Annotated in this window: 26 protein-coding genes; 14 read left to right on the plus strand and 12 right to left on the minus strand. The window is 69.7% G+C overall.

What is annotated here, in order from left to right:
* Window positions 1-23 precede the first annotated feature (23 nt).
* Window positions 24-1,439, plus strand: a complete 1,416-nt coding sequence (gene argH, locus JMV16_RS10325; RefSeq protein WP_201494155.1) for an argininosuccinate lyase — start codon at window positions 24-26, stop codon at window positions 1,437-1,439.
* 22 nt (window positions 1,440-1,461) lie between these two features.
* On the opposite strand, the gene JMV16_RS10330 is transcribed toward argH, so the two are convergent.
* From JMV16_RS10330 to JMV16_RS24205, 3 genes are all read right to left on the minus strand, one after another.
* On the minus strand, window positions 1,462-2,697 hold the full coding sequence (locus tag JMV16_RS10330) for a DUF5666 domain-containing protein (RefSeq protein WP_201494156.1): 1,236 nt from the start codon (window positions 2,695-2,697) through the stop codon (window positions 1,462-1,464).
* A 1-nt stretch (window position 2,698) separates the two neighbouring features.
* On the minus strand, window positions 2,699-3,589 hold the full coding sequence (locus tag JMV16_RS10335) for a DUF6502 family protein (RefSeq protein WP_201494157.1): 891 nt from the start codon (window positions 3,587-3,589) through the stop codon (window positions 2,699-2,701).
* Window positions 3,590-3,651: 62 nt separating this feature from the next.
* Window positions 3,652-4,899 (minus strand): DUF5666 domain-containing protein, encoded by a 1,248-nt coding sequence (locus JMV16_RS24205; RefSeq protein WP_236580449.1) that lies wholly within the window; start codon window positions 4,897-4,899, stop codon window positions 3,652-3,654.
* Between the two features lie 216 nt (window positions 4,900-5,115).
* Between JMV16_RS24205 and JMV16_RS24210 the strand changes: the two genes are divergently transcribed.
* Window positions 5,116-6,216 carry a Y-family DNA polymerase gene (locus tag JMV16_RS24210; RefSeq protein ID WP_411565029.1) on the plus strand — a complete coding sequence of 367 codons (1,101 nt, stop codon included), beginning with the start codon at window positions 5,116-5,118 and terminating at the stop codon, window positions 6,214-6,216.
* Window positions 6,217-6,225: 9 nt separating this feature from the next.
* On the opposite strand, the gene JMV16_RS10350 is transcribed toward JMV16_RS24210, so the two are convergent.
* Window positions 6,226-7,155, minus strand: a complete 930-nt coding sequence (locus JMV16_RS10350; protein ID WP_201494160.1) for a carbohydrate kinase family protein — start codon at window positions 7,153-7,155, stop codon at window positions 6,226-6,228.
* A gap of 175 nt (window positions 7,156-7,330) precedes the next feature.
* Between JMV16_RS10350 and JMV16_RS10355 the strand changes: the two genes are divergently transcribed.
* From JMV16_RS10355 to JMV16_RS10395, 9 genes are all read left to right on the plus strand, one after another.
* Entirely contained in the window at window positions 7,331-8,341 is a 1,011-nt protein-coding gene (locus JMV16_RS10355) for a sugar ABC transporter substrate-binding protein (protein WP_201494161.1), read from the plus strand.
* Window positions 8,342-8,523: 182 nt separating this feature from the next.
* The gene (locus tag JMV16_RS10360; protein WP_201494162.1) at window positions 8,524-9,786 is read left to right on the plus strand and encodes an ABC transporter substrate-binding protein; all 1,263 of its coding nucleotides are present in this window, start codon (window positions 8,524-8,526) and stop codon (window positions 9,784-9,786) included.
* 33 nt (window positions 9,787-9,819) lie between these two features.
* Window positions 9,820-10,698 carry a carbohydrate ABC transporter permease gene (locus JMV16_RS10365; protein WP_201494163.1) on the plus strand — a complete coding sequence of 293 codons (879 nt, stop codon included), beginning with the start codon at window positions 9,820-9,822 and terminating at the stop codon, window positions 10,696-10,698.
* Window positions 10,695-11,549 carry a carbohydrate ABC transporter permease gene (locus tag JMV16_RS10370; RefSeq protein WP_201494164.1) on the plus strand — a complete coding sequence of 285 codons (855 nt, stop codon included), beginning with the start codon at window positions 10,695-10,697 and terminating at the stop codon, window positions 11,547-11,549. The genes JMV16_RS10365 and JMV16_RS10370 overlap by 4 nt, the downstream gene beginning before the upstream one ends.
* An 8-nt stretch (window positions 11,550-11,557) precedes the next feature.
* Window positions 11,558-12,622: an ABC transporter ATP-binding protein gene (locus JMV16_RS10375; RefSeq protein ID WP_201494165.1), complete on the plus strand. Its 1,065-nt coding sequence runs from the start codon at window positions 11,558-11,560 to the stop codon at window positions 12,620-12,622.
* A 33-nt stretch (window positions 12,623-12,655) separates the two neighbouring features.
* Window positions 12,656-13,615 carry an ABC transporter permease gene (locus tag JMV16_RS10380; protein ID WP_201494166.1) on the plus strand — a complete coding sequence of 320 codons (960 nt, stop codon included), beginning with the start codon at window positions 12,656-12,658 and terminating at the stop codon, window positions 13,613-13,615.
* Window position 13,616: 1 nt separating this feature from the next.
* Complete coding sequence (locus JMV16_RS10385; protein WP_201494167.1) at window positions 13,617-14,408, plus strand: ATP-binding cassette domain-containing protein; 792 nt, start codon at window positions 13,617-13,619, stop codon at window positions 14,406-14,408.
* 10 nt (window positions 14,409-14,418) lie between these two features.
* Window positions 14,419-14,874 (plus strand): RbsD/FucU family protein, encoded by a 456-nt coding sequence (locus JMV16_RS10390; RefSeq protein WP_201494168.1) that lies wholly within the window; start codon window positions 14,419-14,421, stop codon window positions 14,872-14,874.
* 22 nt (window positions 14,875-14,896) lie between these two features.
* Entirely contained in the window at window positions 14,897-16,138 is a 1,242-nt protein-coding gene (locus JMV16_RS10395) for an ROK family protein (protein WP_236580451.1), read from the plus strand.
* On the opposite strand, the gene JMV16_RS10400 is transcribed toward JMV16_RS10395, so the two are convergent.
* The 5 genes from JMV16_RS10400 to JMV16_RS10420 are packed head-to-tail and all read right to left on the minus strand — an operon-like array spanning window position 16,139 to window position 20,770.
* The gene (locus tag JMV16_RS10400; protein WP_201494169.1) at window positions 16,139-17,062 is read right to left on the minus strand and encodes a sigma-70 family RNA polymerase sigma factor; all 924 of its coding nucleotides are present in this window, start codon (window positions 17,060-17,062) and stop codon (window positions 16,139-16,141) included.
* Window positions 17,059-18,906 carry an ATP-binding protein gene (locus JMV16_RS10405; protein WP_201494170.1) on the minus strand — a complete coding sequence of 616 codons (1,848 nt, stop codon included), beginning with the start codon at window positions 18,904-18,906 and terminating at the stop codon, window positions 17,059-17,061. Before JMV16_RS10405 ends, JMV16_RS10400 begins: the two co-directional genes overlap by 4 nt.
* On the minus strand, window positions 18,906-19,649 hold the full coding sequence (locus JMV16_RS10410; protein WP_201494171.1) for a response regulator: 744 nt from the start codon (window positions 19,647-19,649) through the stop codon (window positions 18,906-18,908). Before JMV16_RS10410 ends, JMV16_RS10405 begins: the two co-directional genes overlap by 1 nt.
* A 45-nt stretch (window positions 19,650-19,694) precedes the next feature.
* A complete protein-coding gene (locus JMV16_RS10415) occupies window positions 19,695-20,147 on the minus strand; it encodes a MaoC family dehydratase (RefSeq protein ID WP_201494172.1) in 453 nt (150 codons plus the stop codon).
* On the minus strand, window positions 20,144-20,770 hold the full coding sequence (locus JMV16_RS10420; RefSeq protein WP_201494173.1) for a ParA family protein: 627 nt from the start codon (window positions 20,768-20,770) through the stop codon (window positions 20,144-20,146). The genes JMV16_RS10415 and JMV16_RS10420 overlap by 4 nt, the downstream gene beginning before the upstream one ends.
* Window positions 20,771-20,826: 56 nt before the next feature.
* Between JMV16_RS10420 and JMV16_RS10425 the strand changes: the two genes are divergently transcribed.
* Both JMV16_RS10425 and kefC read left to right on the plus strand, forming a co-directional pair.
* On the plus strand, window positions 20,827-21,444 hold the full coding sequence (locus tag JMV16_RS10425; RefSeq protein ID WP_201494174.1) for an NAD(P)H-dependent oxidoreductase: 618 nt from the start codon (window positions 20,827-20,829) through the stop codon (window positions 21,442-21,444).
* Between the two features lies 1 nt (window position 21,445).
* Entirely contained in the window at window positions 21,446-23,347 is a 1,902-nt protein-coding gene (gene kefC, locus JMV16_RS10430; RefSeq protein ID WP_201494175.1) for a glutathione-regulated potassium-efflux system protein KefC, read from the plus strand.
* 3 nt (window positions 23,348-23,350) lie between these two features.
* Here kefC and JMV16_RS10435 read toward each other — a convergent pair whose 3' ends face one another.
* Window positions 23,351-24,112, minus strand: coding sequence for a sulfite exporter TauE/SafE family protein (locus tag JMV16_RS10435; RefSeq protein WP_236580452.1), 762 nt, complete (start codon window positions 24,110-24,112; stop codon window positions 23,351-23,353).
* Window positions 24,105-24,680 (minus strand): malonic semialdehyde reductase, encoded by a 576-nt coding sequence (locus JMV16_RS10440; RefSeq protein WP_201494177.1) that lies wholly within the window; start codon window positions 24,678-24,680, stop codon window positions 24,105-24,107. The genes JMV16_RS10435 and JMV16_RS10440 overlap by 8 nt, the downstream gene beginning before the upstream one ends.
* Window positions 24,681-24,714: 34 nt before the next feature.
* Between JMV16_RS10440 and JMV16_RS10445 the strand changes: the two genes are divergently transcribed.
* On the plus strand, window positions 24,715-25,146 hold the full coding sequence (locus JMV16_RS10445; protein WP_201494178.1) for a DUF1841 family protein: 432 nt from the start codon (window positions 24,715-24,717) through the stop codon (window positions 25,144-25,146).
* Window positions 25,147-25,159: 13 nt separating this feature from the next.
* On the opposite strand, the gene JMV16_RS10450 is transcribed toward JMV16_RS10445, so the two are convergent.
* Window positions 25,160-26,110 (minus strand): tripartite tricarboxylate transporter substrate binding protein, encoded by a 951-nt coding sequence (locus JMV16_RS10450; RefSeq protein ID WP_201494179.1) that lies wholly within the window; start codon window positions 26,108-26,110, stop codon window positions 25,160-25,162.
* Window positions 26,111-26,186 lie beyond the last annotated feature (76 nt).

Genomic DNA, 26,186 nt, shown 5'->3' on the forward strand with positions numbered 1-26,186 from the left:
GCCCGCTTTGCGGTCCGGCGCGCATGTCCAACGACCTCTCCCAAGACCCCCTGGCCAACAAGCAACAGGCCTGGTCGGCCCTGTTCAGCGAGCCCATGAGCGAACTGGTCAAGCGCTACACCGCCAGCGTGGGCTTCGACCAGCGCCTGTGGCGGGCCGACATCGAGGGCAGCCTGGCCCATGCTGCCATGCTGGCCGCCCAGGGCGTGATCGCCGCGCAAGACCTGGCCGACATCCGCCGCGGCATGGCGCAGATCGTCGAAGAAATCGAAGCCGGCCGCTTCGAGTGGAAGCTGGAACTGGAAGACGTTCACCTCAACATCGAGGCGCGGCTGACGGCCCTGGTGGGCGACGCCGGCAAGCGCCTGCACACCGGCCGCAGTCGCAACGACCAGGTCGCCACCGACGTGCGCCTGTGGCTGCGCGGCGAGATCGACAAGATCGCCAGCCTGCTGGCCGGCATGCAAGGCGCCCTGGTGAGCCTGGCTGCGGCGCACACCGAGACCGTGATGCCCGGCTTCACCCACATGCAGGTGGCGCAGCCGGTGAGCTTTGCCCACCACCTGCTGGCCTATGTCGAGATGTTCGCGCGTGACGGCGAACGCCTGGCCGACCTGCGCCGGCGCACCAACCGCCTGCCGCTGGGCGCCGCCGCGCTGGCCGGCACCAGCTACCCGATTGACCGCGAGGCGGTGGCGCGAGCGCTGGGCTTCGACGGCGTCTGCGGCAACAGCCTGGACGCGGTGAGCGACCGCGACTTCGCGCTCGAGTTCACCTCGTTCGCAGCCATCTGCATGGTGCATGTCTCGCGCCTGGCCGAGGAACTGGTGCTGTGGATGAGCCAGAACTTCGGCTTCATCGACCTTGCCGACCGCTACTGCACCGGCTCTTCCATCATGCCGCAGAAGCGCAACCCCGATGTCGCCGAACTGGCGCGCGGCAAGAGCGGGCGCGTCGTCGGCCACCTGATGGGCCTGATCACGCTGATGAAGGGCCAGCCCCTGGCCTACAACAAGGACAACCAGGAGGACAAGGAGCCGCTGTTCGACACCGTCGACACCCTGGCCGACACGCTGCGCATCATGGCCGAGATGGTGGGCGGCATCCGCGTCAAGCCCGAGGCGATGGAGCGTGCCGCGCTGCGCGGCTACGCCACCGCCACCGACCTGGCCGACTACCTGGTGCAGAAGGGCCTGCCCTTCCGCGACGCCCACGAGACCGTGGCCCATGCAGTGAAGGTGGCCATCCAGCAGGGCCTGGACCTGGCCGAGCTGCCGCTGGCCACGCTGCAGGGCTTCAACGCCGCCATCGCCGAGGACGTGTACGCGGTGCTGACGCTGCGCGGCTCGCTGGCTTCAAGGCAAAGCCTGGGCGGCACGGCGCCGGCCCAGGTGCAGGCGCAGATCGAACGGCATCGGGCGCGGCTGGCGGCCGGCTGAGCGCCGCGCCGCCAAGTCGGCGCTATTCGAAGCGGATGTCGGTGGCCTCCAGCCTGCGTCCATCGGCCGATGGGAGGCCTTTGATCTCGACCCTGGCACCGCGCTGCAGATCGGCGGCCGAGCGGTTGTTGTCGCGGTAGCGCACCGGCCCACCAAAGCCGACGATGTGCAGGCGGTCGTCGGTGTCGCGCAAAACCAGGCTGGACGTGTCGCGATTGACCGAGTCGATGCTGCCGTGTAGTTCGAGCCCGGCTTGATGCTCCTCGTCTTCGGTAACCACGCTGACCTCGGTCGCACGCAGCGTGCCGCCGCGCACCTGGCCCTTGATCTGGACGCGAGCACCCAGCACCAGACCCGCCCCACCAGCCGGCACCAGCGTGGCGCCGCGGGCATCGACCGGGCGGCCGTTGACGGAAAAGCTGCTCAGCGAGTCAAGAGCGCTCACCAGTCCCTTGAACTTCAGGTCGTCGGCATCGGCCAGCACCCGCAGCGCGACGCCGAAGCCGGTGACCGCGTAAGTTCCGGCAGGCAGGCCAGAGCCACTGAGCGTCAGGCGCACGAACTGGCCCACGGCCAGGTTGGCCGGCGCGGCAACGCCGGCATAGCTGTAGCTGACGGCGCCGATGCGCACCGACTGCGCATCCACGGCTGCCAGCGGCCCGCGCAGATGCCAGGCGCGCGTGTCCGCGACCGGCTCGATGCGCGAGGCGCGGTAAGCGGATTGCGCCGGGTCAAAGACCGCGAACACCTGCACCTTGCTGTCGACGAGCAAGCCGTCCAAGCGGCCTGCCGGCAGCCGGTCGTCGAAGTCGGTCGTCACATCGACCAGCACGCGTTGGCCCAGCACCGTGAGGCTGCTGGCTGCGCGGTCGACGGCGTTGACCGGCCCGACCAGTTCACTGTCGACGCGAATACGGGTGGCGGTAGCGATGGCGCCGGTGGCTGTGGTGGTGACGGGGCCACTGTCGACGTCCACCGTCATGCCCAAGCGAAGGTCACGGCGACCGCCACTGAGGCCCTCGCCTTCCACCACGGCCTGGCTGTCGTCGTAGCGCACGCCGTTGACGGTCACCGAACCCAGGCCGGTGATGCTGCCCGATGAATACGAAGTCGAGAACGAGCCCGTGCCCCCGGTGCCGACGCCGCCGCCGCAGCCCAGCACGGCGGCGCTGGTCGCGACAGCCAGCAACAGCAGGCGCCAGCCCCGGGACAAGCCCTGCAGCGGCGACAACAAGATGCCAGATTTCGATGAATTCATTTCAGGCTTTCCTCGGCTCGAGGGCCGTTGGGGACGGTGACGGCGAGGCCGCGGGCGCGGCCTCTTCCTGATAGGTGTAGAGGCCCACGCGCAGGCGGCGCTGCTGCGCGGGCGGGATTTCGACATCGGCCGCGATGCGCGCTTCCAGCGTCGGCACCAGGGCGGCCAGGACAGTCTGCCATTGCTCGCGCACCAGCGGCCGTATCGATTCCACGCTTTCCAGCGACAGGCCATCGGCGAACAGTGCCTGTTCGAAGTGGGTGCGGTCGTCGGCCAGCACGTTGTCGACCGCGGCGCGCAGGTGGTCGCCCACGTTGTCGCCCAGCAGGCCCAGCAGGCGCACGCGGTCGCCATGGGGCACGAAGGCGTCGCGCGCCAGTGCCACCGTGTCGGCGGCCTCGTCCCAGGCCGCCAGGCCCAGGCGGCAGAGTTCGTCGAGCAGGCTTCGGGGGTGGACGTCGCGCGTGACCTCATGGGCCAGGGTCTCGAAGCTGGGCGCCGGGCCCTGGCGCGGCAGTTCGCGCGGCTGACCCTCCGCATCGCGGTAGGGGATATGAGTGCGCCAGTGGGCGAAGACCTCGCTCACCAGCGAGCGGGCGCGCGGCGCCGTGCGCGCCTCCTGCAGTCCGACCAGGCGGGTGACCTCGCGGCGGTTGATGCCGGTGGTGGTGCTGATGCGGCTGACCTTGCGGTGCTCGGGCAGGCCCGGATGGGCGCGCGCTGCGGCCTGCACGAAGGCGATGCGCAGCATTTCCTCGACCGCCGCGTAGGGCAGGCCGCGCGCCACCGACAGGCGCGCCACCGACGACATCATGCCGGCCAGGGCCTGCTGCAGCGCCTGCTGCTCGGGGCTGGCGTCGGGCATCGGTGACGAGGACAAGGGGTTGTTCATGTGAGAGTGGGCCGGCAGCCCGAATGTAGCTGCCGGCCCACGGGTCGCTCAGGTACTGAGGATCAGTTCTCGAAGCTGATACGGATGGCGTCGATGCCGGTGCCCGTGGCATTCAGCGTGCCCTTGACCTCGACGCGCGGGGCCGGGATCTTGGCCAGGTCGGCGGCGACGCCGCCGCGGAAGGTGGCGTTGGCATACGAGACGGTCACTCCGCGAACCACAAAGGTCTTGGCCACAGGGTCGAGCGTGCCAACCAGGCCATGGAATTCCCTCTCAACACGGCCGCTCCTATGTTCGTCCTCGACCTTCACCTTGGTGGCGATCAGCTTGCTGTCGACGATGCTGCCCTCGACCTCGACCCGTGCGCCAAGGACGATCCCGCTCTTGTCGGCCGGGAAGAACACGGTGGCGGCACCGCTGGCGACGACCTCAAGGCCGTTGATCTCGAAGCTGGTGGGCGAGGTGAAGGCGGTGATCGTGCCTTCGACTTCGGCCTCACGCCGGCCTTCGGCGGCACGCACGCCGCTGCGCAGCTTGGTGGCCACCCAAGCGCCGTTGGTGGCGTCCTTGGCGAGTGCAAGCTGGGTGCGCACGACCACGCCGTCCTTGAGGTTCGACGGCAAGTCGGCCGCGGCGAGGGTGGCGTAGGAAATCAGCTCGCTGCCGATCTTGAAGGTCTTGTCAGGCTTCAAATCGCTGACCACGCCGCGCAGGCGGTAGGACGTGGCATTGGGCTTGGCCTCGATACGGGTGGCGGTGATCTGCAGCGTGGTCTGGTTCAGGATGCCATGCACCTCGATGGCCGAGCCGGCGGGCAACGCCGCCAGGGCCGTCAGGCCGCCGCTCAGGCTGCTGTCATCGAACCAAGTGCTTTCATTGATGAGCACCGTCTGGCCGAGCACGACCACCGTCTTGGCGGCGACGTCGACGATGCCGATGGGCCCGACGATCTCGTTGCCGAAGCGCACGCGGCGGGCCACGGCCGTCCCGGGGGTGGTGGTGGTGCCCGGGGTGACTGCGCCAGCGTCAACCTGGACCATCATGCCCATCTTGAGCTGTCGCGGGTCGTCGAGGCGGTTGCCGTCTTCGTCCTCGACCGTGGCGCCGCTGTCGTCGAAGCGCACGCCGTTGACGATGATGGAGCCGAGGCCGGCAATGGCGCCCTGGGCATAGGTCACATCCGTGGCCGTGCCCAGGGGGCTGGTGCCGGCATCTCCGCCACCGCCGCCACAGGCAGCCAGCAGCGCCGCGGCGCCGAAAGTCGTGACGGCCAGGGCGGCGCGCCAGTTGGGAAAGCGAAGCTTCATCATGTCTATCTCCAGTTCAGGACGCGCCAGCCGCCTTGGCCACCGCATGGCGCTAGTATAAATGTGCAATTCGCACATTTGCATTTCAAAGTGTGTCGGTCGCCACAAAAAGTCGTCCGGGAACAACGTCGGCCTGCGGCGCCGCGGCGCGCTACGCTATTGGTCGCCCCACGCACCCTGCCCTCCTTGAGCCCCCGCCGCTGGATCGCCCACCTCGACATGGACGCCTTCTATGCGTCGGTGGAGTTGCTGCGCTACCCCGATCTGTTCGGCCAGGCGGTGGTCATCGGCGGCGGGCGGCGCCACCAGCCCCAGCTGCAGCCCGACGGCACGCGCCGCTATGCCACGCTGGCCGGCTATGCCGGGCGCGGCGTCATCACCACCGCCACCTATGCGGCGCGCGACCACGGCGTGCATTCCGGCATGGGGCTGATGAAGGCAGCGGCGCTGGCGCCGCAGGCGGTGCTGCTGCCGGTGGACTTCGAGCGCTACCGCGACTACTCACGCCGGTTCAAGGCCGCGGTGGCCGAGGTGGCGCCGCTGATCGAGGACCGCGGCATCGACGAGATCTATATTGACCTGAGCGACGTACACGGCGCGCAGGACGCCGTCGGCCACGACGCCACCGGCGGCGTGCGCGCGGTGGCGCAGGAGATCCGCAACACGGTGAAGCGCGCCACCGGCCTGACCTGCTCGGTGGGCGTGACGCCGAACAAGCTGCTGTCCAAGATCGCCAGCGAGTTGGACAAGCCCGACGGCCTGACGGTGCTGACCGCGGCCGACGTGGCGACGCGCATCTGGCCGCTGCCGGTGCGGCGCATCAACGGCATCGGCCCCAAGGCCGGCGCCCGGTTGCAGGCGCTGGGCCTGCGACTGATCGGCGAGCTGGCAGCCTGTCCGCGCGAGCGCCTGGTGGCGCACTTCGGCCGCAGCTACGGCCGCTGGCTGCACGAGGCGGCCAACGGCATCGACGAGCGCCCGCTCAGCCTGCACAGCGAGCCGGTGAGCATGAGCCGCGAGACCACCTTCGACCGCGACCTGCACGCGGTGCGCGACCGCGAGGAACTGGGCCGCGTCTTCACCCAGCTGGCCGAGCAGGTGGCCATCGACCTGCAGCGCAAGGGCTATGCCGGCCGCACCATCGGCATCAAGCTGCGCTTCGAGGATTTCAAGACCGTGACGCGCGATCTCACACTGCCCGAGCCGGTGGCCGACGCCGCCGCCATCCGCCATGCCGCAGGCCTGTGCCTCAAGCGCGTCGACCTCAGCCGCCGCCTGCGCCTGCTGGGCGTGCGCGCGGCGGCGCTGGTGCGGCTGTAGCGGCGTGCCTCAGGCGGGTAGCTCGCGGCGCCTGGGCAGGTCGGCGCCGCGCCGCGAGCAGGTGATGGCGGCCGCATGGGCGGCGAAGCCCAGGATGTCGCTCAGCGCCTGGGCGCCGAGGCCGGCCATGCCGGCGCGAGACAGCAGGGCGCGCTCGGCCAGCGCGGTCAGCAGCGCGGCCTGGAAGGTGTCGCCGGCGCCCACGGTGTCCACCAGCTTCAGCGGGCGTGACGGCACGGCCACATGCTGCTGCGCCGTCCAGGCCCAGGCGCCCTTGGCGCCGCGCGTCACCACCACCAGGGCCACGCCGGCGGCCAACCACTGCCGCGCCAGCGCCGCGGGGTCGGCACCCGGGTGCAGCAAGCCCAGATCTTCATCGCTGATCTTCAACAGCGTGGTGCGCGGCAGCATCCACTGCACGGTGTCGCGCCAGCGCTGGATGTCGGGCTCGACGTTGAGGCGGATATTGGGGTCGTAGGCAACGACGCTGCGCGCGTGCTCGCGCTCGACCAGGGCGCGCTGGGTGGCGGCCACCGGCTCCACCACCATCGCATAGCTGCCGAATTGGTAGGCCTCGGCGCCGGCCGGCACCTGGGCCAGCGCCGACAGTGGCAGCAGGCGGTCGGCCGCGCCCTCGCCATAGAAAGCGTAGTCGGGCACGCCGCGCGCATCCAGGCCGACCAGGCTGAGCGTGGTGGGCGCAGCCAGGCGCACGCTGCACGCCAGGCCCACGCCCTCGTCCGCCAGGGCCTGCGCCAGCCGGTCGCCCAGCGGGCCCTGCGAGAGCGCGCCGAAAAACGCCACCTGCCGCCCCAGGCGCGCCAGGCCTATCGCCACATTGAGCGGACTGCCACCGATGCGTGCATCCATCGTCATGCCGGTGGCCGTGCTGGCGGAGGGAAAGACGTCCATCAAGGCTTCGCCCGCGACGACAAACATGGTCTTTCTCCTCGGTTGGACCGATCAACGAATGGCGCGCATCATGCCGGCGCCGCGAGAGGGAGACCATCGGGTTTTCCATTAATCAATCACCTTGATTTATTTATTCGCGGCTATCAAAATTCATGGCACCGGCACTGCACCGGCTGCCCACCCCCCTGAGGAGACTCCACCCATGAACACCCAAGCCACCTTTGCCCGCACCACCCTGGCGGCGCTGCTCCTGGCCTCCACCGGCCTGGCCGGCGCCGCTGGCGAGCCCGTCATCGGCCTCATCACCAAGACCGAGACCAACCCCTTTTTCGTGAAGATGAAGGAAGGCGCGGCCGCCGAGGCCAAGGCCAAGGGCGCCAAGCTGCTGTCGGGTGCCGGCAAGGCCGACGGCGACAACGCCGGCCAGGTGACGGCGATGGAAAACATGATCGCCGGCGGCGCCAAGACCATCCTGATCACGCCCAGCGACTCCAAGGCCATCGTGCCGGCGATCAAGAAGGCCCAGGCCAAGGGCGTGATGGTGATCGCGCTCGACAGCCCCACCGACCCCGCGGACGCCACCGATGCCCTCTTCGCCACCGACAACTACAAGGCCGGCGTGCTGATCGGCCAGTACGCCAAGGCGGCGCTGGGCGGCAAGCCGGCCAAGATCGCCACGCTCGACCTCTTCCCCGGCCACCCGGTGGGCGCGCAGCGCCACAACGGCTTCCTCAAGGGTTTCGGCCTCGCCGCGCCCGACGCCAAGAGCAATGACCTGGGCACGGCCGCCGAGGTGGTGTGCATGGCCGACAGCTTCGGCGACCGCGCCAAGGGCCAGACGGCGATGGAGAACTGCCTCCAGAAGAACCCCGACATCAACCTGGTCTACACCATCAACGAGCCGGCCGCGGCCGGCGCCTTCAAGGCGCTGAAGACGGCGGGCAAGGACAAGGGCGTGGTCATCGTCTCGGTCGACGGCGGCTGCGATGGCGTCAAGGACGTGGCCGCGGGCGTCATCGCCGCCACCTCGCAGCAGTACCCGCTGAAGATGGCCTCGATGGGGGTGGCCGCCGGCGTCGAGTACGCCAAGTCCGGCAAGAAGGTGGCCGGCTACACCGACACCGGCGTGACCCTGATCGCCGGCAAGCCGCTGGCCGGCATCGAGAGCAAGGACACCAAGGTCGGCACCGAGCTTTGCTGGGGCAAAAAGTAAGCCCCAGGGCCCGGGCGGCGCGATCCGCCCGGATGGCGAGCGCGGCGCCAGCCGCTTAAGCCCCACTGGCCCACGGGGAGCATTCGCTGTACAAGACCGGCGGCAATCCAGCCGCCGTCCGCGGCGCGCAACTGCGCGGCCTCGGCACATCCCCCAATGTCAAAAATCAACGGAGACCGTTCATGAAGATCGCACGTCAAGCCGGCGCCCTGCGCCTCGTTGCCCTGGTCAGCGCCCTGGTTGTCGCCGCCGGCGCCCAGGCCGGTGAAGTCGAGGTGCTGCACTGGTGGACCAGCGGCGGCGAGGCCAAGGCCGCGTCGGCGCTGAAGGCCACGATGCAGGGCAAGGGCCACGGCTGGAAGGACTTCGCCGTGGCCGGCGGCGGCGGCGACGCCGCAATGACGGTACTCAAGAGCCGCGTCGTCTCGGGCAATGCGCCGGCCGCGGCCCAGATCAAGGGCCCCTCGCTGCAGGAATGGGCCGCCGAGGGCGTGCTGGCCAACATGGATGCCGTGGCCAAGGCCGAGAAGTGGGACGAGGTGCTGCCCAAGGCGGTGTCCGACGTCATGAAGTACAAGGGCAACTACATCGCTGTGCCGGTGAACGTACACCGCGTCAACTGGCTGTGGGCGAACCCGGCCGCCTTCCAGAAGGCCGGCGCCAAGATGCCGACGACCTGGGACGAGTTCTTCACCGCCGCCGAGGCGCTGAAGAAGGCCGGCATCATCCCCGTGGCCCACGGCGGCCAGAACTGGCAGGACTTCACCACCTTCGAATCGGTGGCTCTGGGCGTGGGCGGTGTCGACTTCTACAAGAAGGCCTTGGTGCAGCTCGACCCGGCCACGCTGTCGGGCGCGACGATGGAGAAGGTGCTCGCCACCTTCAAGCGCGTCAAGAGCTACACCGACAAGAACGCGCCCGGCCGCGACTGGAACCTGGCCACCGCCATGGTCATCAAGGGCGAGGCCGGCATGCAGTTGATGGGCGACTGGGCCAAGGGCGAGTTCATCGCCGCCGGCAAGGCACCGGGCAAGGACTTCGTCTGCGTCGCCGCCCCCGGCACGGCCGCCGCCTTCACCTTCAACATCGATTCGTTCGCGCTCTTCAAGATCAAGAACGCCGACAACCAGAAGGCTCAGAGCGACCTCGCTGCGGCCATCATGGCGCCGGCCTTCCAGGAGGTGTTCAACCTCAACAAGGGCTCGATCCCGGTGCGCCTGGGCGTTGACCTGGCCAAGTTCGACGACTGCGCCAAGCTCTCGTCCAAGGACTTCGTCGCCGACGCCAAGAGCGGCTCGCTCGTGCCCTCCATCGCCCACGGCATGGCCGTGCCCTCGGCCACCGAAGGCGCGATCAAGGACGTGGTGAGCCAGTTCTGGAACGCCGACAAGATGACGGCCAAGGAAGCGCAGACCCGCCTCGTGGCCGCGGCCAAGACGCGCTGACGCCCCGCAGCCCCGACACCGAGCGCGACGGCCATGTCCGCCCCCGCCTCCCTGCGCACGCCCTGGCTGCCGCGGCTGGTGGTGGCGCCCAGCTTCCTGCTGGGCCTCACCTTCATCTACGGCCTCATGGCCTGGAACGGCTACCTGTCGCTCTCGGCCTCGCGGCTGCTGCCCAACTACGACTTCGTCGGCTTCCAGCAGTACGCCGTGCTGTGGGAAAGCGAGCGCTTCCACGTCGCGCTGCGCAACATGGCCATCTTCGGCGGCCTCTTCATCGGCGGCGCCATGGCCCTGGGCCTGCTGCTGGCGGTGCTGCTGGACCAGAAGATCCGCGCCGAAGGCCTGCTGCGCACGGTCTACCTCTACCCGATGGCGATCAGCTTCATCGTCACCGGCACGGCCTGGAAGTGGCTGCTCAACCCCGGCCTGGGCGTCGAGCATGTGGTGCGCGGCTGGGGCTTCGAGGGCTTCGTCTTCGACTGGCTGATCAACCCCGACCGCGCCATCTACTGCGTCGCCATCGCCGGCGTGTGGCAGAGCGCAGGTTTCGTGATGGCCCTCTTCCTGGCCGCGCTGCGCGGCGTGGATGAAGCCATCATCAAGGCCGCCCAGGTCGACGGCGCCAGCCTGCCACGCATCTACCTGCGCATCGTGCTGCCCAGCCTGCGGCCGGTGTTCTTCAGCACGCTGATGGTGGTGAGCCACCTGGCCATCAAGAGCTTCGACCTCGTGATGGCGCTCACCGCCGGCGGCCCCGGCTACGCCACCGACCTGCCCGCCACCTTCATGTACGCGATGGCCTTCTCGCGCGGCCAGATCGGCCTCGGCGCGGCCAGCGCGATGGTGATGCTGGCCACCGTGGCGGCCATCGTCGTGCCCTATCTCTATTCCGAACTGAGGGTGCGCCGATGAACAAGTTCACCTGGCACCGCCTGCTGCTGTGGGCCGTGCTGCTGCTGTTCGCGGCCTGGTTCCTGACGCCGCTGTACGTGATGGTCGTGACCTCGCTCAAGGACATGAACCAGGTGCGCGAGACCGGCCTGCTGGCCCTGCCCACGGCGCCCACGGTCGACTCCTGGGTGCGCGCCTGGTCGTCGGCCTGCACAGGCACCGACTGCGGCGGCCTGCGCCCCTATTTCATCAACTCGCTGATGGTGGCCATTCCGGCCGTGCTGGTGTCCACCGCCATCGGCGCCGTCAACGGCTATGTGCTCACCAAGTGGCGCTTTCCGGGCAGCGAGACGCTGTTCGCGCTGCTGCTCTTCGGCGTCTTCATGCCGATGCAGGTGGTGCTGCTGCCGATGAGCCAGATCCTCGGCTGGCTGGGCATTGCCAGCTCGCTCTACGGGCTGATCCTGGTGCATGTGCTGGCCGGCATCCCGAGCACGACGCTGTTCTTCCGCAACTACTGCGTCGGCCTGCCCGACGAGCTGATCAAGGCCGCCATGCTCGACGGCGCCGGCTTCTGGCAGATCTTCTGGCGCATCGTGCTGCCGCTGTGTACGCCCATCATCGTCGTCACGCTGATCTGGCAGTTCACCAACATCTGGAACGACTTCCTCTACGGCGTCGTCTTCTCGGGCGCCGACAGCAAGCCGGTGACGGTGGGCCTGAACAACCTGACCAACACCACCAGCTCGGTCAAGGAATACAACGTCGACATGGCCGCGGCGCTGATCGCCGCGCTGCCGACGCTCTTCGTCTACGCCGTCGCCGGCAAGTACTTCGTGCGCGGCCTCACGGCCGGTGCCGTGAAAGGCTGAACAAGAACATGGGCGCACTCACCATCAGCGGCATCCGCAAGACCTTCGGCAAGCTGGAGATCCTGCGCGGCATCGACATCGAGATCGAGGCCGGCGAATTCCTCATCCTCGTCGGCCCCTCGGGCTGCGGCAAGAGCACCTTGCTCGGCATGATCGCCGGGCTCGACCACCCCACCAGCGGCAGCATCCACATCGGCGACCGCGACGTCACCTACCTGCCGGCCAAGGACCGCGACATCGCCATGGTGTTCCAGAGCTATGCGCTCTACCCCAACATGACGGTGGCCGAGAACATCGCCTTCGCGCTGGAAATGCGCAAGGTGCCCAAGGCCGAACGCGACGTCACCGTGCAGCGCGTGGCCGAGATGCTGCAGATCAGCCACCTGCTCGAGCGCAAGCCCGGCGCGCTTTCGGGCGGCCAGCGCCAGCGCGTGGCGATGGGGCGGGCGCTGGCGCGCGACCCCAAGCTCTTCCTCTTCGACGAGCCGCTGTCCAATCTCGACGCCAAGCTGCGCGTCGAGATGCGCGCCGAGATCAAGCGCCTGCACCAGCGCACGCGCACGACCACGGTCTACGTCACGCACGACCAGGTCGAGGCCATGACCTTGGGCGATCGCATCGCGGTGATGAAGGAAGGCACGGTGCAGCAGTTCGGCACGCCCGACGACATCTACACCCGCCCGGCCACCCGCTTCGTGGCCGAGTTCATCGGCTCGCCGGCGATGAACCTGGTGAGCGCCGAATTCGGCGCCCAGGGCGTGCAGTGCCAGGGCCAGGCCCTGGCCGTTACCGAAGCCCAGCGCGCCGCGATGGCAGCCGCCGGCACCACGGGCCTGGCCTATGGCCTGCGGCCCGAGCACCTGGGCTTTGCCACCAGCGGCCTGGCCGGGCGGCTGGACATCGTCGAGCCCACCGGCCCGGAAACCTATGTCACGGTGGACACCGCCATCGGCCCGCTGACGGCGCGCGTGCCCGGCGCGGTGCGTCACACCGTGGGCGAGAACGTGTACCTGCAGTGGGATCCGGCCACCGCCCATCTGTTCGACGCCACCAGCGGCAACAGGTTGGCGTGACCGGGCTGGCCCGAAGAAGAAAGAGACCATCCGATGAGCAAACCCGCCATCCAGCTGCCGTCCATAGGCACGCTGGGCCCCTTCATCGCGCTGCTGCTGGCCTGCGCGGTGTTCGCGACGCAAAGCGACCGCTTCCTGTCGAGCGAGAACTTCGCCCTCATCCTGCAGCAGGTGATGGTGGTGGGTGTGATCGCCATCGGCCAGACCCTGATCATCCTCACCGCCGGCATCGACCTGTCCTGCGGCATGGTGATGGCCCTGGGCAGCATCGTGATGACCAAGTTCGCGGCCGACCTCGGCCTGCCGGGCCCCGTGGCCATCCTGTGCGGCATCGCCGTCACGGCCGGCTTCGGCCTCATCAATGGCCTGCTGGTCACGCGCATCAAGCTGCCGCCCTTCATCGTCACGCTGGGCACGCTGAACATCGCCTTCGCCATCACCCAGCTCTATTCCAATGCCCAGACCGTCACCGAGGTGCCCGAAGCCATGACCTGGCTGGGCAACAGCTTCGCGCTAGGCGGCACGGCGGTGAGCTACGGCTCGGTGCTGATGCTGATGCTCTACCTGGGCGTCTGGTTCTACTTGCGCGAGACCGCCGCCGGACGCCACGTCTACGCCGTGGGCAACAACCCCGAAGCGACACGCCTCACCGGCATTCCCACCGAACGCGTGCTGCTCGGCGTCTACGTGCTGGCCGGCATCTTCTACGGCATCGCCTCGCTGCTGTCGGTGGCGCGCACCGGCGTCGGCGACCCCAATGCCGGCCAGACCGAGAACCTGGACGCCATCACCGCCGTGGTGCTGGGCGGCACCAGCCTCTTCGGTGGCCGCGGCGTGGTGCTGGGCACCCTGATCGGCGCCGTCATCGTGGGCGTGCTGCGCAACGGCCTCACGCTGATGGGCGTGCAGTCGGTCTACCAGGTGCTGATCACCGGCGTGCTGGTGATCCTGGCGGTGGCCATCGATCAACTCTCCAGAAAGGGAGGGCGTTGAAATGAGCGCACCCCGCATCGTCATGAAGGCCCAGGGCCTGGTCAAGCGCTACGGCCAGGTCACGGCCCTGGACGGCGCCGACTTCGAGCTGCGCGCTGGCGAGATCCTGGCCGTGATCGGCGACAACGGCGCCGGCAAGTCCAGCCTCATCAAGGCGCTGTCGGGCGCCACCATCCCCGACGAGGGAACCATCGAGCTGGACGGCAAGCCCATCCACTTCAAGAGCCCCATCGACGCGCGCCGCGTCGGCATCGAGACGGTCTATCAAGACCTGGCGGTGGCGCCGGCCATGACCATCGCCGAGAACCTCTTCCTCGGCCGCGAGCTGCGTCGCGAGGGCTTCCTGGGCAATGTGCTGCGCATGCTGGACAAGAAGAAGATGCTCGAGATCAGCATCGCGCGCATGAACGACCTCAAGGTTGGCATCCGCTCGATGACGCAGGCGGTCGAGACGCTCTCGGGCGGCCAGCGCCAGTGCGTGGCGGTGGCGCGCGCCGCCGCCTTTGCCGAGCATGTGGTGATCCTCGACGAGCCGACCGCGGCGCTGGGCGTCAAGGAAGGCAATATGGTGCTCGAGCTGATACGCCGTGTGCGCGACAAGGGCCTGCCGGTGATCCTGATCAGCCACAACATGCCCCACGTCTTCGAGATCGCCGACCGCATCCATGTCGCCCGCCTCGGCCGGCGCGCCGCGGTGCTGAACCCGAAGAAGATCAGCATGAGCGACACCGTGGCGGTGATGACCGGCGCGATGGCGCCCGAGCAGATCCCGGCCGAGTGCCTGGCGCACTGAGGGAGCCACCATGCTCAAGGGCATAGACCCCCTGCTCACCCCCGAGCTGCTGCGCGTGCTGGCCGAGATGGGCCATGGCGACGAGATCGTCGTCACCGACGCCAACTTCACCGCCGCCAGCCTGGGCCGCGGCAAGCCGGTGATCACCCTGCCCGGCGTCGGTGTGGAGCGCGCCAGCGCCGCCGTGCTGTCGCTGTTGCCGCTCGACGCCGGCCAGGCCCAGCCGGTGGCCTACATGCAGGTGAGCGACACACCCAGCGGCTACCGCAGCGCCTTCCAGCGCCGCATGGTCGAGTTGCTGGAAAGCTCGGGCTGGGCACGTTCGGCACAATGCAAGGCCGAGGAGCGCTTTGCCTTCTACGACCGCGTGCGCAAGGCTTACGCCATCGTCCACACCGGCGAGCTGCAGCCCTATGCCAACTTCATTTTCGCCAAGGGCGTGATCGGCGAAGCCCTGGTGCCCTGAAGCCGCTGACCCCACTCCCGCCTTGAACGCCGCAGCCGCCCACGATGCGCCCGACCGCAAGCCCCTGCAGCCGCGCGGCTCCAGCCAGGGCGGGCTGCGCCAGTACAACGAGCGCGTGGTGCTGCAGGCCATACGCCTGCACGGCGCCCTGCCCGGCGCCGACATCGCCCGCGCCACACGGCTGACGGCGCAGACCGTCTCGCTCATCACCAAGCGCCTCCTCGACGAGGGCCTGCTCAGAAAAGGCGAGCCCCTGCGCGGCAAGGTGGGCCAGCCCTCGGTGCCGCTGTCGCTGGCGCCCGACGGCGCCTATGCCGTCGGCGTCAAGGTCGGCCGCCGCAGCCTGGACGTGGTGCTGATCGACTTCGTCGGCAAGGTGCGCCAGCGCTGGTCGCTCAACTACGAATACGCCGATCCCGACGCGCTGCTCGACGAAATCGCGCGCCGGCTGCAGGACGTGCGCCAGCTGCTGGGCCCGGCAGCGCATGCACGCGTACAGGGCGTGGGCATCGCCGCGCCGCTGAGCTTGGGCGGCTGGCAGTCGCTGCTGGGCCTGCCGCCGGCGGTGGCCGAGCGCTGGCGCCATTTCGACCTCGAGCAAGCCGTGGCCCAGGTCACCGAGCTGCCGGTGACGCTGATCAAGGACACCTCGGCCGCCTGCGTGGCCGAGCTGGTGGCCGGGCGCGGGCGCAGCGTGAAGAGCTTTCTCTACGTCTTCGTCGACACCTTCATCGGCGGCGGCCTGGTGCTGGACAGCCATCTGCATGGCGGCCTCTCCGGCAACGCCGGCGCCATAGGCTCGCTGTCGCTGTGGCTGGGGCGGGGCGAACGCGCAAGCGGTGCGCCGCCGGCCCAGTTGCTGAGCTTGGGCTCGCTGCTGACGCTGGAGCGCGCCTATGCCGCCGCCGGCCTGGCCCCCGACGCCATGGCCGACACGCGCGCATTGCAGGCGCCCTGGCTCGTGCACACCGAAGCCTGGCTGGCCGAAGCCGCCGCCGCCATCGCCCAGGCCGTGCAGGGCGCAGCCTGCCTGCTGGACATGGAGGGCGTGATCATCGATGGCAATTTCAGCCGCGAACTGCTGGCCACGCTGCTGGGGGCGACGGCGCAAGCACTAGAAGGCCACGACTGGGAGGGCGTGGCCCACCCCCGCCTGCTGGCCGGCACCATAGGCTCGGACGCACGCGCCCTGGGCGGCGCGCTGCTGCCGCTCTACGCCAACTTCGCGCCGGATCGGGCGCTTTTCCTGAAGCTCGACGCCTGATCAGCCCCAGCGCGTGCTGCTGTCGACCACCAGCCGCTCGGACGACTTGCTCATCGATGTGCCCGGCCGGGTCAGCGTCTCCTCGATCAGCTGACCCCAGCTGCCGGCGCGGCCGGACTGGGCGAGTTCGGCCTCTCGCTTGGCAACCAGTTCTTCCAGCGAGGTGCCGCGGGCGCGGCTGTCGCGGCTGGTGGCACGCGGATCGTCGTTGCCGAAGTGGGCCGCAATGCGCCTGCAGGCCGAGTCGTAGAGCTGGGACACGCGCGACTGGCTGAGATTGAGGTTGCTGGCCAACTCGGACGGCGTGAGACCGATGCCCAGGTAGGCGTCGATGGCCTGGCGCTCGCGTTCAGGCAGGCCGGCGAAGAACTTCTCCAGGCGGCGCAACACGATGGCAGTGTCGACGCGCGCCTCGACCTCGTCGCGCGGCGTCGCCGGCTCCTGTCGCGGCGCGTGGTCTTCACCATCACCCTCGTCGGACAGGCTCTTGGTCTGGGCCGTCAGCGCCGCCTGTTCGAGCTCGGCCACCTCGTCGATGGAAAGCTGGCATACGCCCGACAACTCGCCCAGCGTGGGCGCGGCGCCGTGGCTGGCCTGCCAACGCTCGCGAGCGATCTCGATCACCTTGACCTTGCGCCGCTGCGAGCGCTCGAGGTGGTCCATCTGGCGCAGTTCATCGACCATGGCGCCCTTGACGCGCAGGCGGGCATAGCGCACGAAGGCCTCGCGCGCCTCTTCGGTCTCGGGGTCACCCTCCCACTTGAAGCCCAGGGCCGCCTGCGCCACGGCAATCAGCCCGACCTGGATCAGGTCGGCCTTTTCGACGTTGGAAGGCACGCGGCGCATCATCTGCGCGGCCTGCTGGCGCACCCACGATTCGTTGCGCGCGATCAGCGCCGAGGGCACACCTTGCATAGAAATCATGGAAGGCCTTGATCCTGCGGTTTCAATTTGAACGCGATCATCGCCCGCAACTTGCCCGGCAGCACAGGTTTGAGCAGCAAGTGGTAGTCATGTGTGACAGATTCGTCCTCATGTCCACCCAGGCTGCTGCCGGTAATGACGATGGCGGGCAATTTTGCCCCCGGCCAATGGGCGCGCAGCAGGCGCAGCGCCTCGATGCCGGTGCGCCCCTGGGGCAGGCGGTAGTCCACCAGCAGCAGGTCGGGCGTCGCCACGCCGGCCGCCAGGCCGGCTGCCAAGGCGTCGACGCTGTCGAAGGACAGGACGCGGGCGCCCCAGGCCTGCAACAGCACGGCCAGGCCTTCGCGCACCGCCGGTTCGTCCTCGACCACCAGCACCAGCCGGCCTTCCAGCGTCAGCGAAGGCACACCGCGGGCGCCGCCAGTGCTGGGGTCGGCCGGGCGCGGGGCCCGCCCGGGCGCGACCTCGAACGAAAACACCGTGCCGTGGCCGATGCGTGAGCGCACCGAGATGGGCGCCTCCATCAGCCCCGCCAGGCGCTTGACGATGGCCAGCCCCAGGCCCAGGCCCTTGCGGTGGTGGGGCTCAAGCGGCCGGTTGCCCTGGGCCTGGAAGAACTCTTCCCAGATGCGCGGCAGGCTCTCGGGCGGGATGCCGATGCCGCTGTCCCACACCTGCAGCAACAGGCGGCCCCCGCGCGGCCGGCAGCTCACGAGCACGCCGCCGTCCTCGGTGTAGCGGATGGCGTTGCTGACCAGGTTGCGCAGCACGCGCTCGAGCAGCACCGGGTCGGCATGGGCCACATGCTGGGGACCGCGAAAGCTCAGCATCAGGCCCTTCTCGAAGGCCACCGGCTCGAAGTGCAGGCGCAGCCGCGCGAACAGCTCGCGCAGCGGCACCGCGGCCGGGCGCACCTCGACGCCGCCGCTGTCGATGCGGGTGATGTCCAGCAGTTCGGCGAACAGGCCTTCGAGCGCGTCCACCGATTCGTTGATGCTGTTGACCAGGGCCGCCACCTCGCCCTCGTGGCTGCGCTGGCGCAGCGCTTCGGCGAACAGGCCCATGGCGTGCAGCGGCTGGCGCAGGTCGTGGCTGGCGGCGGCAAAGAACTGGGTCTTGGCGCGGTTGGCCGCCTCGGCGTCGCGCCGCGCCTGCTCGGCCACCGCCATCTCGGCGCGCAGCCGCGCCGCCAGCTCGTCGGTGCGGGTCTTCAGGCGCAGCGCCTGGGCCAGTGCGTGGCCGTAGGTGCGTGCCATCAGCACCGTGATGCAGAACAGCAGGCTCAGGATCACCGCCAGCTGCAGATGCCAGGGCTGGCTGGCGTCGCTGGCGATGCGCGCGATGGTGGGCGCCAGCACCACCGTGAGGAAGGCGAGAAAGACGCGCTGCTGCGTCGCCAGCAACTGCACCGAGCCCAGGCAGTAGGAATAGACGATGAGCACCAGCGAGACCAGGTGATAGGGCGTGCCCAGGCCCCAGAACAGCCATACAGCCACGCCCCACATCGCACCCTGGGCCAGCACCAGGGCCTCCCAGCTGCGGCGCCAGCGCCGCAGCAGCGCCGGCTCGGCACCGCGGCGCAGCCGGAAGCGCAGGTAGTGGGCCAGGCGCAGCAGCCACAGCAGCCCGCCCACGGCCAGCCATGCCAGCAGCTGGGCGTGCGGCGCCAGCGGCCAGAAGATGGCTCCCAGCAGGGCCAGGCCGACGCCGTTGCCGGTGAGCGTGGCCGGCGTCTGCACATAGAGGGCGCGGATCTGGTCGGCATCGCCGCCCGCGGTGGCGGCCAGGCTCGCCCCGACGGCGGTGCCGGACGCGGGCGCGGCGTCCACCGCTGCCGCGGCCATCAGCGCAGAACCCGCCGCGTCGTGTAGCCGCCCTGGCCCTGGGTCATCTGGCTCACCGCCAGCACCGCCTGGGTGCGCGAACTGACGCCCAGCGCGCGCAATACGGCGGCGACGTGGTCCTTGACGGTCTCGACCGAGAGATTGAGCTGGCGCGCGATGAGCTTGTTGGGCAGGCCTTGCAGCAGCAGCGAAAGCACCTCGGTCTGGCGCGGCGTCAGGCCCACCTCGTCCAGCGAGCGCAGGCGCTGGTGCGGCTCGGGGCTGGCGCCAGGGCCCAGCGGCTCGCCCATGGGCCGCATCACGGCGGGAATGGTGTCGCCGCCGGCCGGCGGCCGACGGCCGAACTCCAGGCCCAGCATGGCCGGCGGCACATACATGGCGCCGTCCATCACCATGCGCAGCGCCTCGTGCAGTTCGGCGTGCGACGACTTCTTGGGCACGAAACCCATGGCGCCACTGTCGATGGCGCGAATCACGTCGCTGGCGCGGTCGGACGCCGACACCACCACCACCGGCACCGCCGGGTAGGCGGCACGCAGTTCCACCAGCAGGTCGAAGCCGTCGGCGTCGCCCAGCGCCAGGTCGAGCAGCACGAGGTCGAATTCCGGGTCTTCGCGCAGCGTGGCGCGGGCGCCAAGGGCGCTGTCCACGCCCACCACCTCGGTATCGCGGCCAATGGTCTGGATGACGGCCTGCAGCGCCCCCAGGACCAGCGGGTGATCATCGACCAGCAGCACCTTCATCGCGCCCCCTCCTGCTTGTGCGCGCCATTCTGCGGCCAGACCGCCTCAGACGTAGCGCCGCGACACGGTTTCGGCCACGCAGGCCGGGCGCTCCGAGCCCTCGAGCTCGATGGTGGCCTCCACCGTGAGCTGGGCGCCGCCTTCCAGCGCCTGGAAGCCGCACAGCACGAAGCGCCCGCGCAGCCGGCTGCCCACGCGCACCGGCGCCGTGAAGCGCACCTTGTTGAGCCCGTAATTGATGCCCAAGCGCACGTCGTCTATGGCAAAGCTGCGCTCGAAGAACAGGGGCAGCAGGCTCAGCGTGAGAAAGCCATGCGCCACGGTGGCGCCGAAGGGCCCGGCCGCGGCGCGCGCCGGGTCGACATGGATCCACTGGTGATCGCCGGTAGCCTGGGCGAAGAGGGCTATGCGCTGCTGGTCGATGCTGATCCAGTCGGTCAGGCCCAGCTCCTGGCCCACCAACGCCTCCAGACCGGCCAGCGTGGGGTAGTGCTTCATCGCTTGAGCCAGTCCACCAGCGGCGCCCACTGCGCCAGGTCGCGCTCGACGCGGCTGGGCGCCACATCCCACAGCGTCAGGCCGTGGGCGGCCAGCTGCACATAGTTCTGGGTGTCGCGCAGCCAGGCCACCACCGGCACCGGCAGCGTGGCCAGGTACTGGTGCAGCTGCTCGTTGGCGCGGGTGTGCTCGCGCACCCGCATGCCCACGAGGCCCAGCTTGACGTCACCGCCGCGCCGGTGCTCACGCAGCGTGCGCACAAAGGCATGGGTGGCCTGGATGTCGAACAGGCTGGGCTGCAGCGGGATCAGCATGCGGTCGGCGATGCGCATCACCGCGTCAAGCCGCTTGCCGTGGAGGCCGGCCGGAGTGTCGAGCACGACGTGGGTCGTGCCCTTGGGCGGGCGCACGATCTCGCCGTCCTCCAGATCCCAGCCGCGTATGGCCGGCGGGGGCGGCGTGATGGCCTGGCGCAGCGCCAGCCACTGGCGGGCCGACTGCTGGCGGTCGGCATCGCCCAGCATCACCGCATGGCCGGCGGCGGCCAGGCAGCCCGCCACCTGGGTGGACAGCGTGCTCTTGCCCACGCCGCCCTTGGGGTTGGCGACCACGATGACCGGCATGCTGTGCTCCTCGTCCCTGACGCTGTTTTCGCCCGCGTCGGGTATGGTAGCGGCGGATGGCCGAAATCCTCGTCATCGCTGCCCACCCCCAGCTCGACCATTCGCACGCCACGCGGGCGCTGATGGCCGCCGCTGCACGCGCGGCTTCAGGCGCAGACCCGGCACGCATCGCGGTGCGCGATCTCTACGCCCTCTACCCCGACTACTTCATCGACACCGCCGCCGAGCAGGCCCTTCTGGCCGAAGCGCGGCTGCTGGTGTGGCTGCATCCGGTGCATTGGTATTCGATGCCGCCGCTGCTCAAGCTCTGGCTCGACGAGGTCTTCGCCTACGGCTGGGCCTACGGCCAGGGTGGGCGGGCGCTGGCCGGCAAGGACTTGTGGCTGGCCGCCTCCACCGGCGGCCCCGAGGCCTCGTACCGGCCCGACGGCTACAACCGCTATTTCTTCGACGCCTTTCTCCACCCCTATGAGCAGACCGCCGCCCTGGTGGGCATGCGCTGGCTGCCGCCGCTGGTGCTGCACGGCGCCCACCGCACCGATGCCGAAGAACTGGCGGCCCATGCCGAGGTCTTCGCCCAGCGCCTGCTGAGCTGGCCCGACTGGCCCGAGCTGGCCGACCTCGACACGGTCGAACCCTGCGACGTGCCGGCCGACGCCCGCCCACAAGACTGACATGTCAACCGCAGCCGCCCACGCCACCCCCTGGCTGCAGAGCAGCCTGGTCTACCTGGGCGCCGCCGTGCTGGCCGTGCCGCTGGCGCGCCTGCTGGGCCTGGGTTCCATCATCGGCTACCTGGGTGCCGGCATTGCCATCGGGCCCTTCGGCCTGGCCCTGGTGACCGATGCCCAGGCCATGCTGCAGTTCGCCGAGTTCGGCGTCGTGCTGATGCTCTTCCTGGTCGGGCTGGAACTGGAGCCGCGCCGGCTGTGGGCGCTGCGGCGGCCCATCTTCGGCTGGGGCAGCGTGCAGTTGCTGGGCTCGGCAGCGCTGATCGGAGCCGCCGCCCTGGCCGCCGGCCTGGACGGCGACCTGGCCGTGGTCGCCGGCCTGGGCCTGGGCATGAGCTCCACCGCCATCGGCCTGGGCGTGCTGGCCGAGCGCAACCTGATGTCCACCCAGGCCGGCCAGAGCGTGCTCAGCGTGGCCCTGCTGCAGGACGTGGCGGCCATCCCCATCCTGGCCATCGTGCCGCTGCTGGCCGCCGGCGGGGCAGCCCATGCCGGCGGCGGTTGGGGCGGCGCGGCCAAGGCCTTCGGCGTGATTGCTGCCATCGTGCTGGGCGGGCGCCTGCTGCTGCGCCCGGCGCTGCGCTGGATCGCGCGCAGCGGCACGCCCGAGATCTTTACAGCCGCCTCGCTGCTGCTGGTGGTGGCCACCGCGGCGCTGATGCAGGGCGTGGGCCTGTCGATGGCCCTGGGCGCCTTTCTGGCCGGCGTGCTGCTGGCCGAGAGCGAATACCGCCACCAGCTGGAAACCGACATCGAGCCCTTCAAGGGCCTGCTGCTGGGCCTGTTCTTCATCGCCGTCGGCATGAGCATCGATTTCCGCGCCGTGCTCGCCCACCCGGCCGTGGTGGCGGCCACCGTGGCCGCCTTCCTGGCGGTCAAGGCGCTGGTGCTGTGGGCGATGGCGCGCGCCATGCCGGTGCCGCTGGCCGAGCGGCCGGTGTTCGTGATCCTGCTCGCCCAGGGCGGCGAATTCGGCTTCGTCGTCTTCCAGGCGGCGCTGGGTGCGGGCGCCATCAGCGCCGCGGCGGCCTCGCTGCTGGTGGCGGCGGTGGCGATCTCGATGCTGCTGACGCCGCTGCTGCTGGTGGCTTCCGACCGCCTGCTGGCGCCGCGCCTGGCCGTCGCCGGGCCGAAGCTGGACGAGATCACCGAAGCCCAGGAGGCGCCCATCATCATCTGCGGCTTCGGCCGCTACGGCCAGATCGTCGGGCGGCTGATCAATGCCAACGGTCTTTCGGCCACCGTGCTCGACCACAACGCCGAGCAGGTGGCCACGGTGCGCCTTTTCGGCTGGCCGGCCTTCTATGGCGACGCGACGCGGTTGGACCTGCTACGCGTGGCCGGCGCCGAGCGCGCCCGCGTCATCGTCGTGGCCATCGACGACGTCGAGCAAAGCCTCAAGGTGGTGGACCTGGCGCGCGCCCACTTCCCGCAGGCCACGCTCGTGGCGCGCGCCCGCAACACCACGCACTGGTACGGCCTGACCCAGCGCGGCGTGCAGCACATCGAGCGCGAGACGCTTGATGCGGCGCTGATGAGTGGCCGCAGCGTGCTCGAACTGATGGGCTTCACCCCGCACGCGGCGCGCACCCAGGCGCTGCGCTTCCGTCGCCACACCATCGAGCTGCTGGCGCGCATGGCGCCGCACCTGGGCGACCAGCAAAAGCTGATCAAGGTGGCGCGCCAGGGCCGCGAACAGCTCGAGGCGATGTGGTCGCGCGAACGCGCCGAACGCCAGCAGCGGCGCACGCGGCGCGGCGAAGGCTTCACGGCCGCGCCACCGAGTGAAACTCACAACGCGCCGCCGCGTGAAAATCCCAACGCGCCGCCGCGCGAGGACGCTTGATCTTCAGCGCAAGCCGTCCCACAGCAGTTTGCAGCCGCTGGCGCCCATCGCCAGGTAAGCGATGCGGTAGAACCAGGTGGCGCTGACCCGGTCAACCAGGCGCACGCCCACCCACACGCCCACGGGCGCCAGCGGCAGCAGCAGCAGTGAACTGCCGAGCTGGCGCAGATCGATCAGGCCCAGCGCCGCATAGGGCAGCACCTTGGCGGCATTGATGCAGGCAAAGTAGACGGCCATCGTGCCCGCCAGCACGCGCGGCGCCAGGCGCAGCGACAGCAGATAGGCACTGATGGGCGGCCCGCCGGCGTGGATGATGAAGCTGGTGAAGCCCGAGGCGGCGGCGCAGGCGCGGCCGGTCCAGTGCGAGGGCGGGCGACTGCCGGCATGGGGCGGAAACAGCAGGCGCTGGGCCAGGAAGCCCAGGGTCAGAGCGCCGACGATGGCCGACACCGCCTTGATCGACAGCAGGCCGAAGCACAGCGTGCCGAGAGCAATGCCCAGCAGGCCGCTGGGCACGAGGGCCCGCACCAGGGCCGGGTCGCGCTGGCGCCAGAGCTGGTGCAGGCCGGTGGCATCCATCGCCATCAAGAGCGGCAGCATGATGGCCGCCGCCTGCGGCACCGGGATGGTCAGCGCGATCAGCGGGGTCGCCAGCGAACCCAGGCCGCTGGCAAATCCGCTCTTGGCCAGGCCGGTGATCAGCACGGCCGGCACCGCGACCGCCCAGAACCAGGGGTCGGTGATGAAGAAGCCGGCCTCAGGCAAGCCGGCAGGCCTCGTCGAAGGCCAGGCGCGGATTGCGCGCATGCACCTGGGTCGGGTCGCCCTGGCCCAGGGTGCAGACAAAGTTGCTGCGCACCGAGGTGCCGGCCCAGAAGGCCGCGTCCACCGCGGCGGCGTCGAAGCCGCTCATGGGCCCGCAGCCCAGGCCGAGGGCACGCGCGGCCATGATGAGATAGCCGCCCTGCAAGCTGGAATTGCGCAGGGCCGTGGCCTCGATCATGGCCGGCTTGCCCACAAACCAGGCCCGCGCGTCGGTATGGGGAAACAGGCGCGGCAACTGCTCGTGGAACTGCATGTCCATGCCGATGACCACCGCCACCGGCGCCTGCCTCACCTTGGCCTGGTTGCCCGGGGCCATGCAGGCCGCCAGTCGTTCGCGGCCCTCAATGCTGCGCACGAACACGAAGCGCGCCGGGCTGCTGTTGGCCGAGGTCGGGCCCCACTTCAGCAAATCATAGAGAGCGCGCAGCTGTTCGTCTGGGACGGCGGTGGCCAGGTAGCCGTTCTGAGTGCGCGCTTCGGTGAAGAGCTGTTCGGTGCTGGTGTTCATGGGGCAGGCGTCGCCGAGGGGCGACAATTCTCGGATGTTCCAGCCTTCACAGTCCGACGTACGTCGATTCTTCTGCAGCACCTGGGCGCGCCAGCGCGCCGGTGCGCCGCTCGAGCCCATGCAGGCCGTCGCCGCGCGGTGGATCGCCGAGCACCCGGAGTACGACGCCGACCTCGCCGACGAGGCCGCGGCCCTGGCCGCCGTGTACACCGTCGACGAGGGCCGTACCAACCCCTTTCTGCACCTCTCGATGCACCTGACCATCGCCGAGCAGGTGGCCATCGACCAGCCCACTGGCATACGCCAGGCGGTCGACCTGCTGGCGGCGCGTCGCAACTCGCTGCACGAGGCCCACCACGAGGTGATGGAATGCCTGGGCGAGATGGTCTGGGCCAGCCAGCGCAGCGGCCTGCCGCCCGACGGCCAGGCCTATCTTGAGGCGGTAAGGCGGCGCGCCACGCGCTAGGCCCGGGTTTCGCTCAGGGCTTGGCGCCGAGGCCCATCTGGCGCGCCAAGCCGGTGTAAACGCGGGCGCGCTCCTTCATGAAGCCGTCCATGCGGTCGACACCCACGTTCACCAGCTCGAAGCCGCTCTTGGCTGCAAGCTCCTTCATTTCAGCGTCGGCATTGAGCGCGGCGAAAAGCTCGGCCACGCGCCGCATCGTCTCGGGCGGGGCGCTCTTGGGCACGCCGACGCCGCGGTAGGCGCCGTCGACCCAGTCCACGCCCAGCTCCCTGAAGGTGGGCACGTCGGGCAGCAGCGGATGGCGCTGCTCCATCGCCACCGCCAGGGCGCGCACCTTGCCCTTGTTGCCGATGGCGAAGGTCGTGTAGGTCATGGTGGCATCGACATGGCCGCCCAATACCGCCATCGCCAGGTCGCCCGTGCCCTTGAAGGGCACATAGGTGGTCTTCACCTCGAAGGCCAGGTTCAGCCGCTGGTGGGCCAGGTGGTTGGCGCTGTTCAGGCCCGAGCCGGCGAGGTTGAGCCGCCCCGGCTCGGCCTTGGCCGCCTTGATGAAGTCGGCAAAGCTCTTGAGCGGGCTCTGCTCGGGCACCACCAGCGCATCGGGCGTGAAGTGGTACCAGAACACCGGCGTCACGTCCTCGGTCTTGTACTGCACCGTGCCTTCCAGCGGCTGCAGCACCAGATGCGGCAGGTTGACGCCGACGACATTGGCGCCGTCGCCCGGCAGGGTGTTCATCTGGCTCCACATCAGCGCCCCGCCGGCGCCGGCCTTGTACTGGATCACCGTCTCGACGGCCGGACACTTCTTCCTCAGAACCACCTGCTGGTGGCGCGCCGAGAGATCGGATTCACCGCCCGGCGGGAATGCCTGCCAGTACATCAGGTTCTTGTCCGGGCAGGGCTGGGCAGAGGCCAGCGCAGCGGCAGACAGGGCCAGGGCGGCAAACATCAAACGCTTCATCTTGGACTCCCGGCGCGGTGTGCGCAGGCCGCCATCGTGGCGCCTGCGCCGCACTTGCGCCAGCCGGGTTGCCCTG

The organism is Rubrivivax sp. A210 (genome assembly GCF_904426505.1).
In the GTDB taxonomy this organism is placed as follows: domain Bacteria; phylum Pseudomonadota; class Gammaproteobacteria; order Burkholderiales; family Burkholderiaceae_C; genus Rubrivivax.

What these genes read in the sequence shown, in the direction of transcription:
- argH (WP_201494155.1), top strand. Translation starts at nt 24, where the DNA reads ATGTCCAACGACCTCTCCCAAGACCCCCTGGCCAACAAGCAACAGGCC.
- JMV16_RS10330 (WP_201494156.1), bottom strand. Translation starts at nt 2,697, where the DNA reads ATGAATTCATCGAAATCTGGCATCTTGTTGTCGCCGCTGCAGGGCTTG.
- JMV16_RS10335 (WP_201494157.1), bottom strand. Translation starts at nt 3,589, where the DNA reads ATGAACAACCCCTTGTCCTCGTCACCGATGCCCGACGCCAGCCCCGAG.
- JMV16_RS24205 (WP_236580449.1), bottom strand. Translation starts at nt 4,899, where the DNA reads ATGATGAAGCTTCGCTTTCCCAACTGGCGCGCCGCCCTGGCCGTCACG.
- JMV16_RS24210 (WP_411565029.1), top strand. Translation starts at nt 5,116, where the DNA reads ATGGACGCCTTCTATGCGTCGGTGGAGTTGCTGCGCTACCCCGATCTG.
- JMV16_RS10350 (WP_201494160.1), bottom strand. Translation starts at nt 7,155, where the DNA reads ATGTTTGTCGTCGCGGGCGAAGCCTTGATGGACGTCTTTCCCTCCGCC.
- JMV16_RS10355 (WP_201494161.1), top strand. Translation starts at nt 7,331, where the DNA reads ATGAACACCCAAGCCACCTTTGCCCGCACCACCCTGGCGGCGCTGCTC.
- JMV16_RS10360 (WP_201494162.1), top strand. Translation starts at nt 8,524, where the DNA reads ATGAAGATCGCACGTCAAGCCGGCGCCCTGCGCCTCGTTGCCCTGGTC.
- JMV16_RS10365 (WP_201494163.1), top strand. Translation starts at nt 9,820, where the DNA reads ATGTCCGCCCCCGCCTCCCTGCGCACGCCCTGGCTGCCGCGGCTGGTG.
- JMV16_RS10370 (WP_201494164.1), top strand. Translation starts at nt 10,695, where the DNA reads ATGAACAAGTTCACCTGGCACCGCCTGCTGCTGTGGGCCGTGCTGCTG.
- JMV16_RS10375 (WP_201494165.1), top strand. Translation starts at nt 11,558, where the DNA reads ATGGGCGCACTCACCATCAGCGGCATCCGCAAGACCTTCGGCAAGCTG.
- JMV16_RS10380 (WP_201494166.1), top strand. Translation starts at nt 12,656, where the DNA reads ATGAGCAAACCCGCCATCCAGCTGCCGTCCATAGGCACGCTGGGCCCC.
- JMV16_RS10385 (WP_201494167.1), top strand. Translation starts at nt 13,617, where the DNA reads ATGAGCGCACCCCGCATCGTCATGAAGGCCCAGGGCCTGGTCAAGCGC.
- JMV16_RS10390 (WP_201494168.1), top strand. Translation starts at nt 14,419, where the DNA reads ATGCTCAAGGGCATAGACCCCCTGCTCACCCCCGAGCTGCTGCGCGTG.
- JMV16_RS10400 (WP_201494169.1), bottom strand. Translation starts at nt 17,062, where the DNA reads ATGATTTCTATGCAAGGTGTGCCCTCGGCGCTGATCGCGCGCAACGAA.
- JMV16_RS10405 (WP_201494170.1), bottom strand. Translation starts at nt 18,906, where the DNA reads ATGGCCGCGGCAGCGGTGGACGCCGCGCCCGCGTCCGGCACCGCCGTC.
- JMV16_RS10410 (WP_201494171.1), bottom strand. Translation starts at nt 19,649, where the DNA reads ATGAAGGTGCTGCTGGTCGATGATCACCCGCTGGTCCTGGGGGCGCTG.
- JMV16_RS10415 (WP_201494172.1), bottom strand. Translation starts at nt 20,147, where the DNA reads ATGAAGCACTACCCCACGCTGGCCGGTCTGGAGGCGTTGGTGGGCCAG.
- JMV16_RS10420 (WP_201494173.1), bottom strand. Translation starts at nt 20,770, where the DNA reads ATGCCGGTCATCGTGGTCGCCAACCCCAAGGGCGGCGTGGGCAAGAGC.
- JMV16_RS10425 (WP_201494174.1), top strand. Translation starts at nt 20,827, where the DNA reads ATGGCCGAAATCCTCGTCATCGCTGCCCACCCCCAGCTCGACCATTCG.
- kefC (WP_201494175.1), top strand. Translation starts at nt 21,446, where the DNA reads ATGTCAACCGCAGCCGCCCACGCCACCCCCTGGCTGCAGAGCAGCCTG.
- JMV16_RS10440 (WP_201494177.1), bottom strand. Translation starts at nt 24,680, where the DNA reads ATGAACACCAGCACCGAACAGCTCTTCACCGAAGCGCGCACTCAGAAC.
- JMV16_RS10445 (WP_201494178.1), top strand. Translation starts at nt 24,715, where the DNA reads ATGTTCCAGCCTTCACAGTCCGACGTACGTCGATTCTTCTGCAGCACC.
- JMV16_RS10450 (WP_201494179.1), bottom strand. Translation starts at nt 26,110, where the DNA reads ATGAAGCGTTTGATGTTTGCCGCCCTGGCCCTGTCTGCCGCTGCGCTG.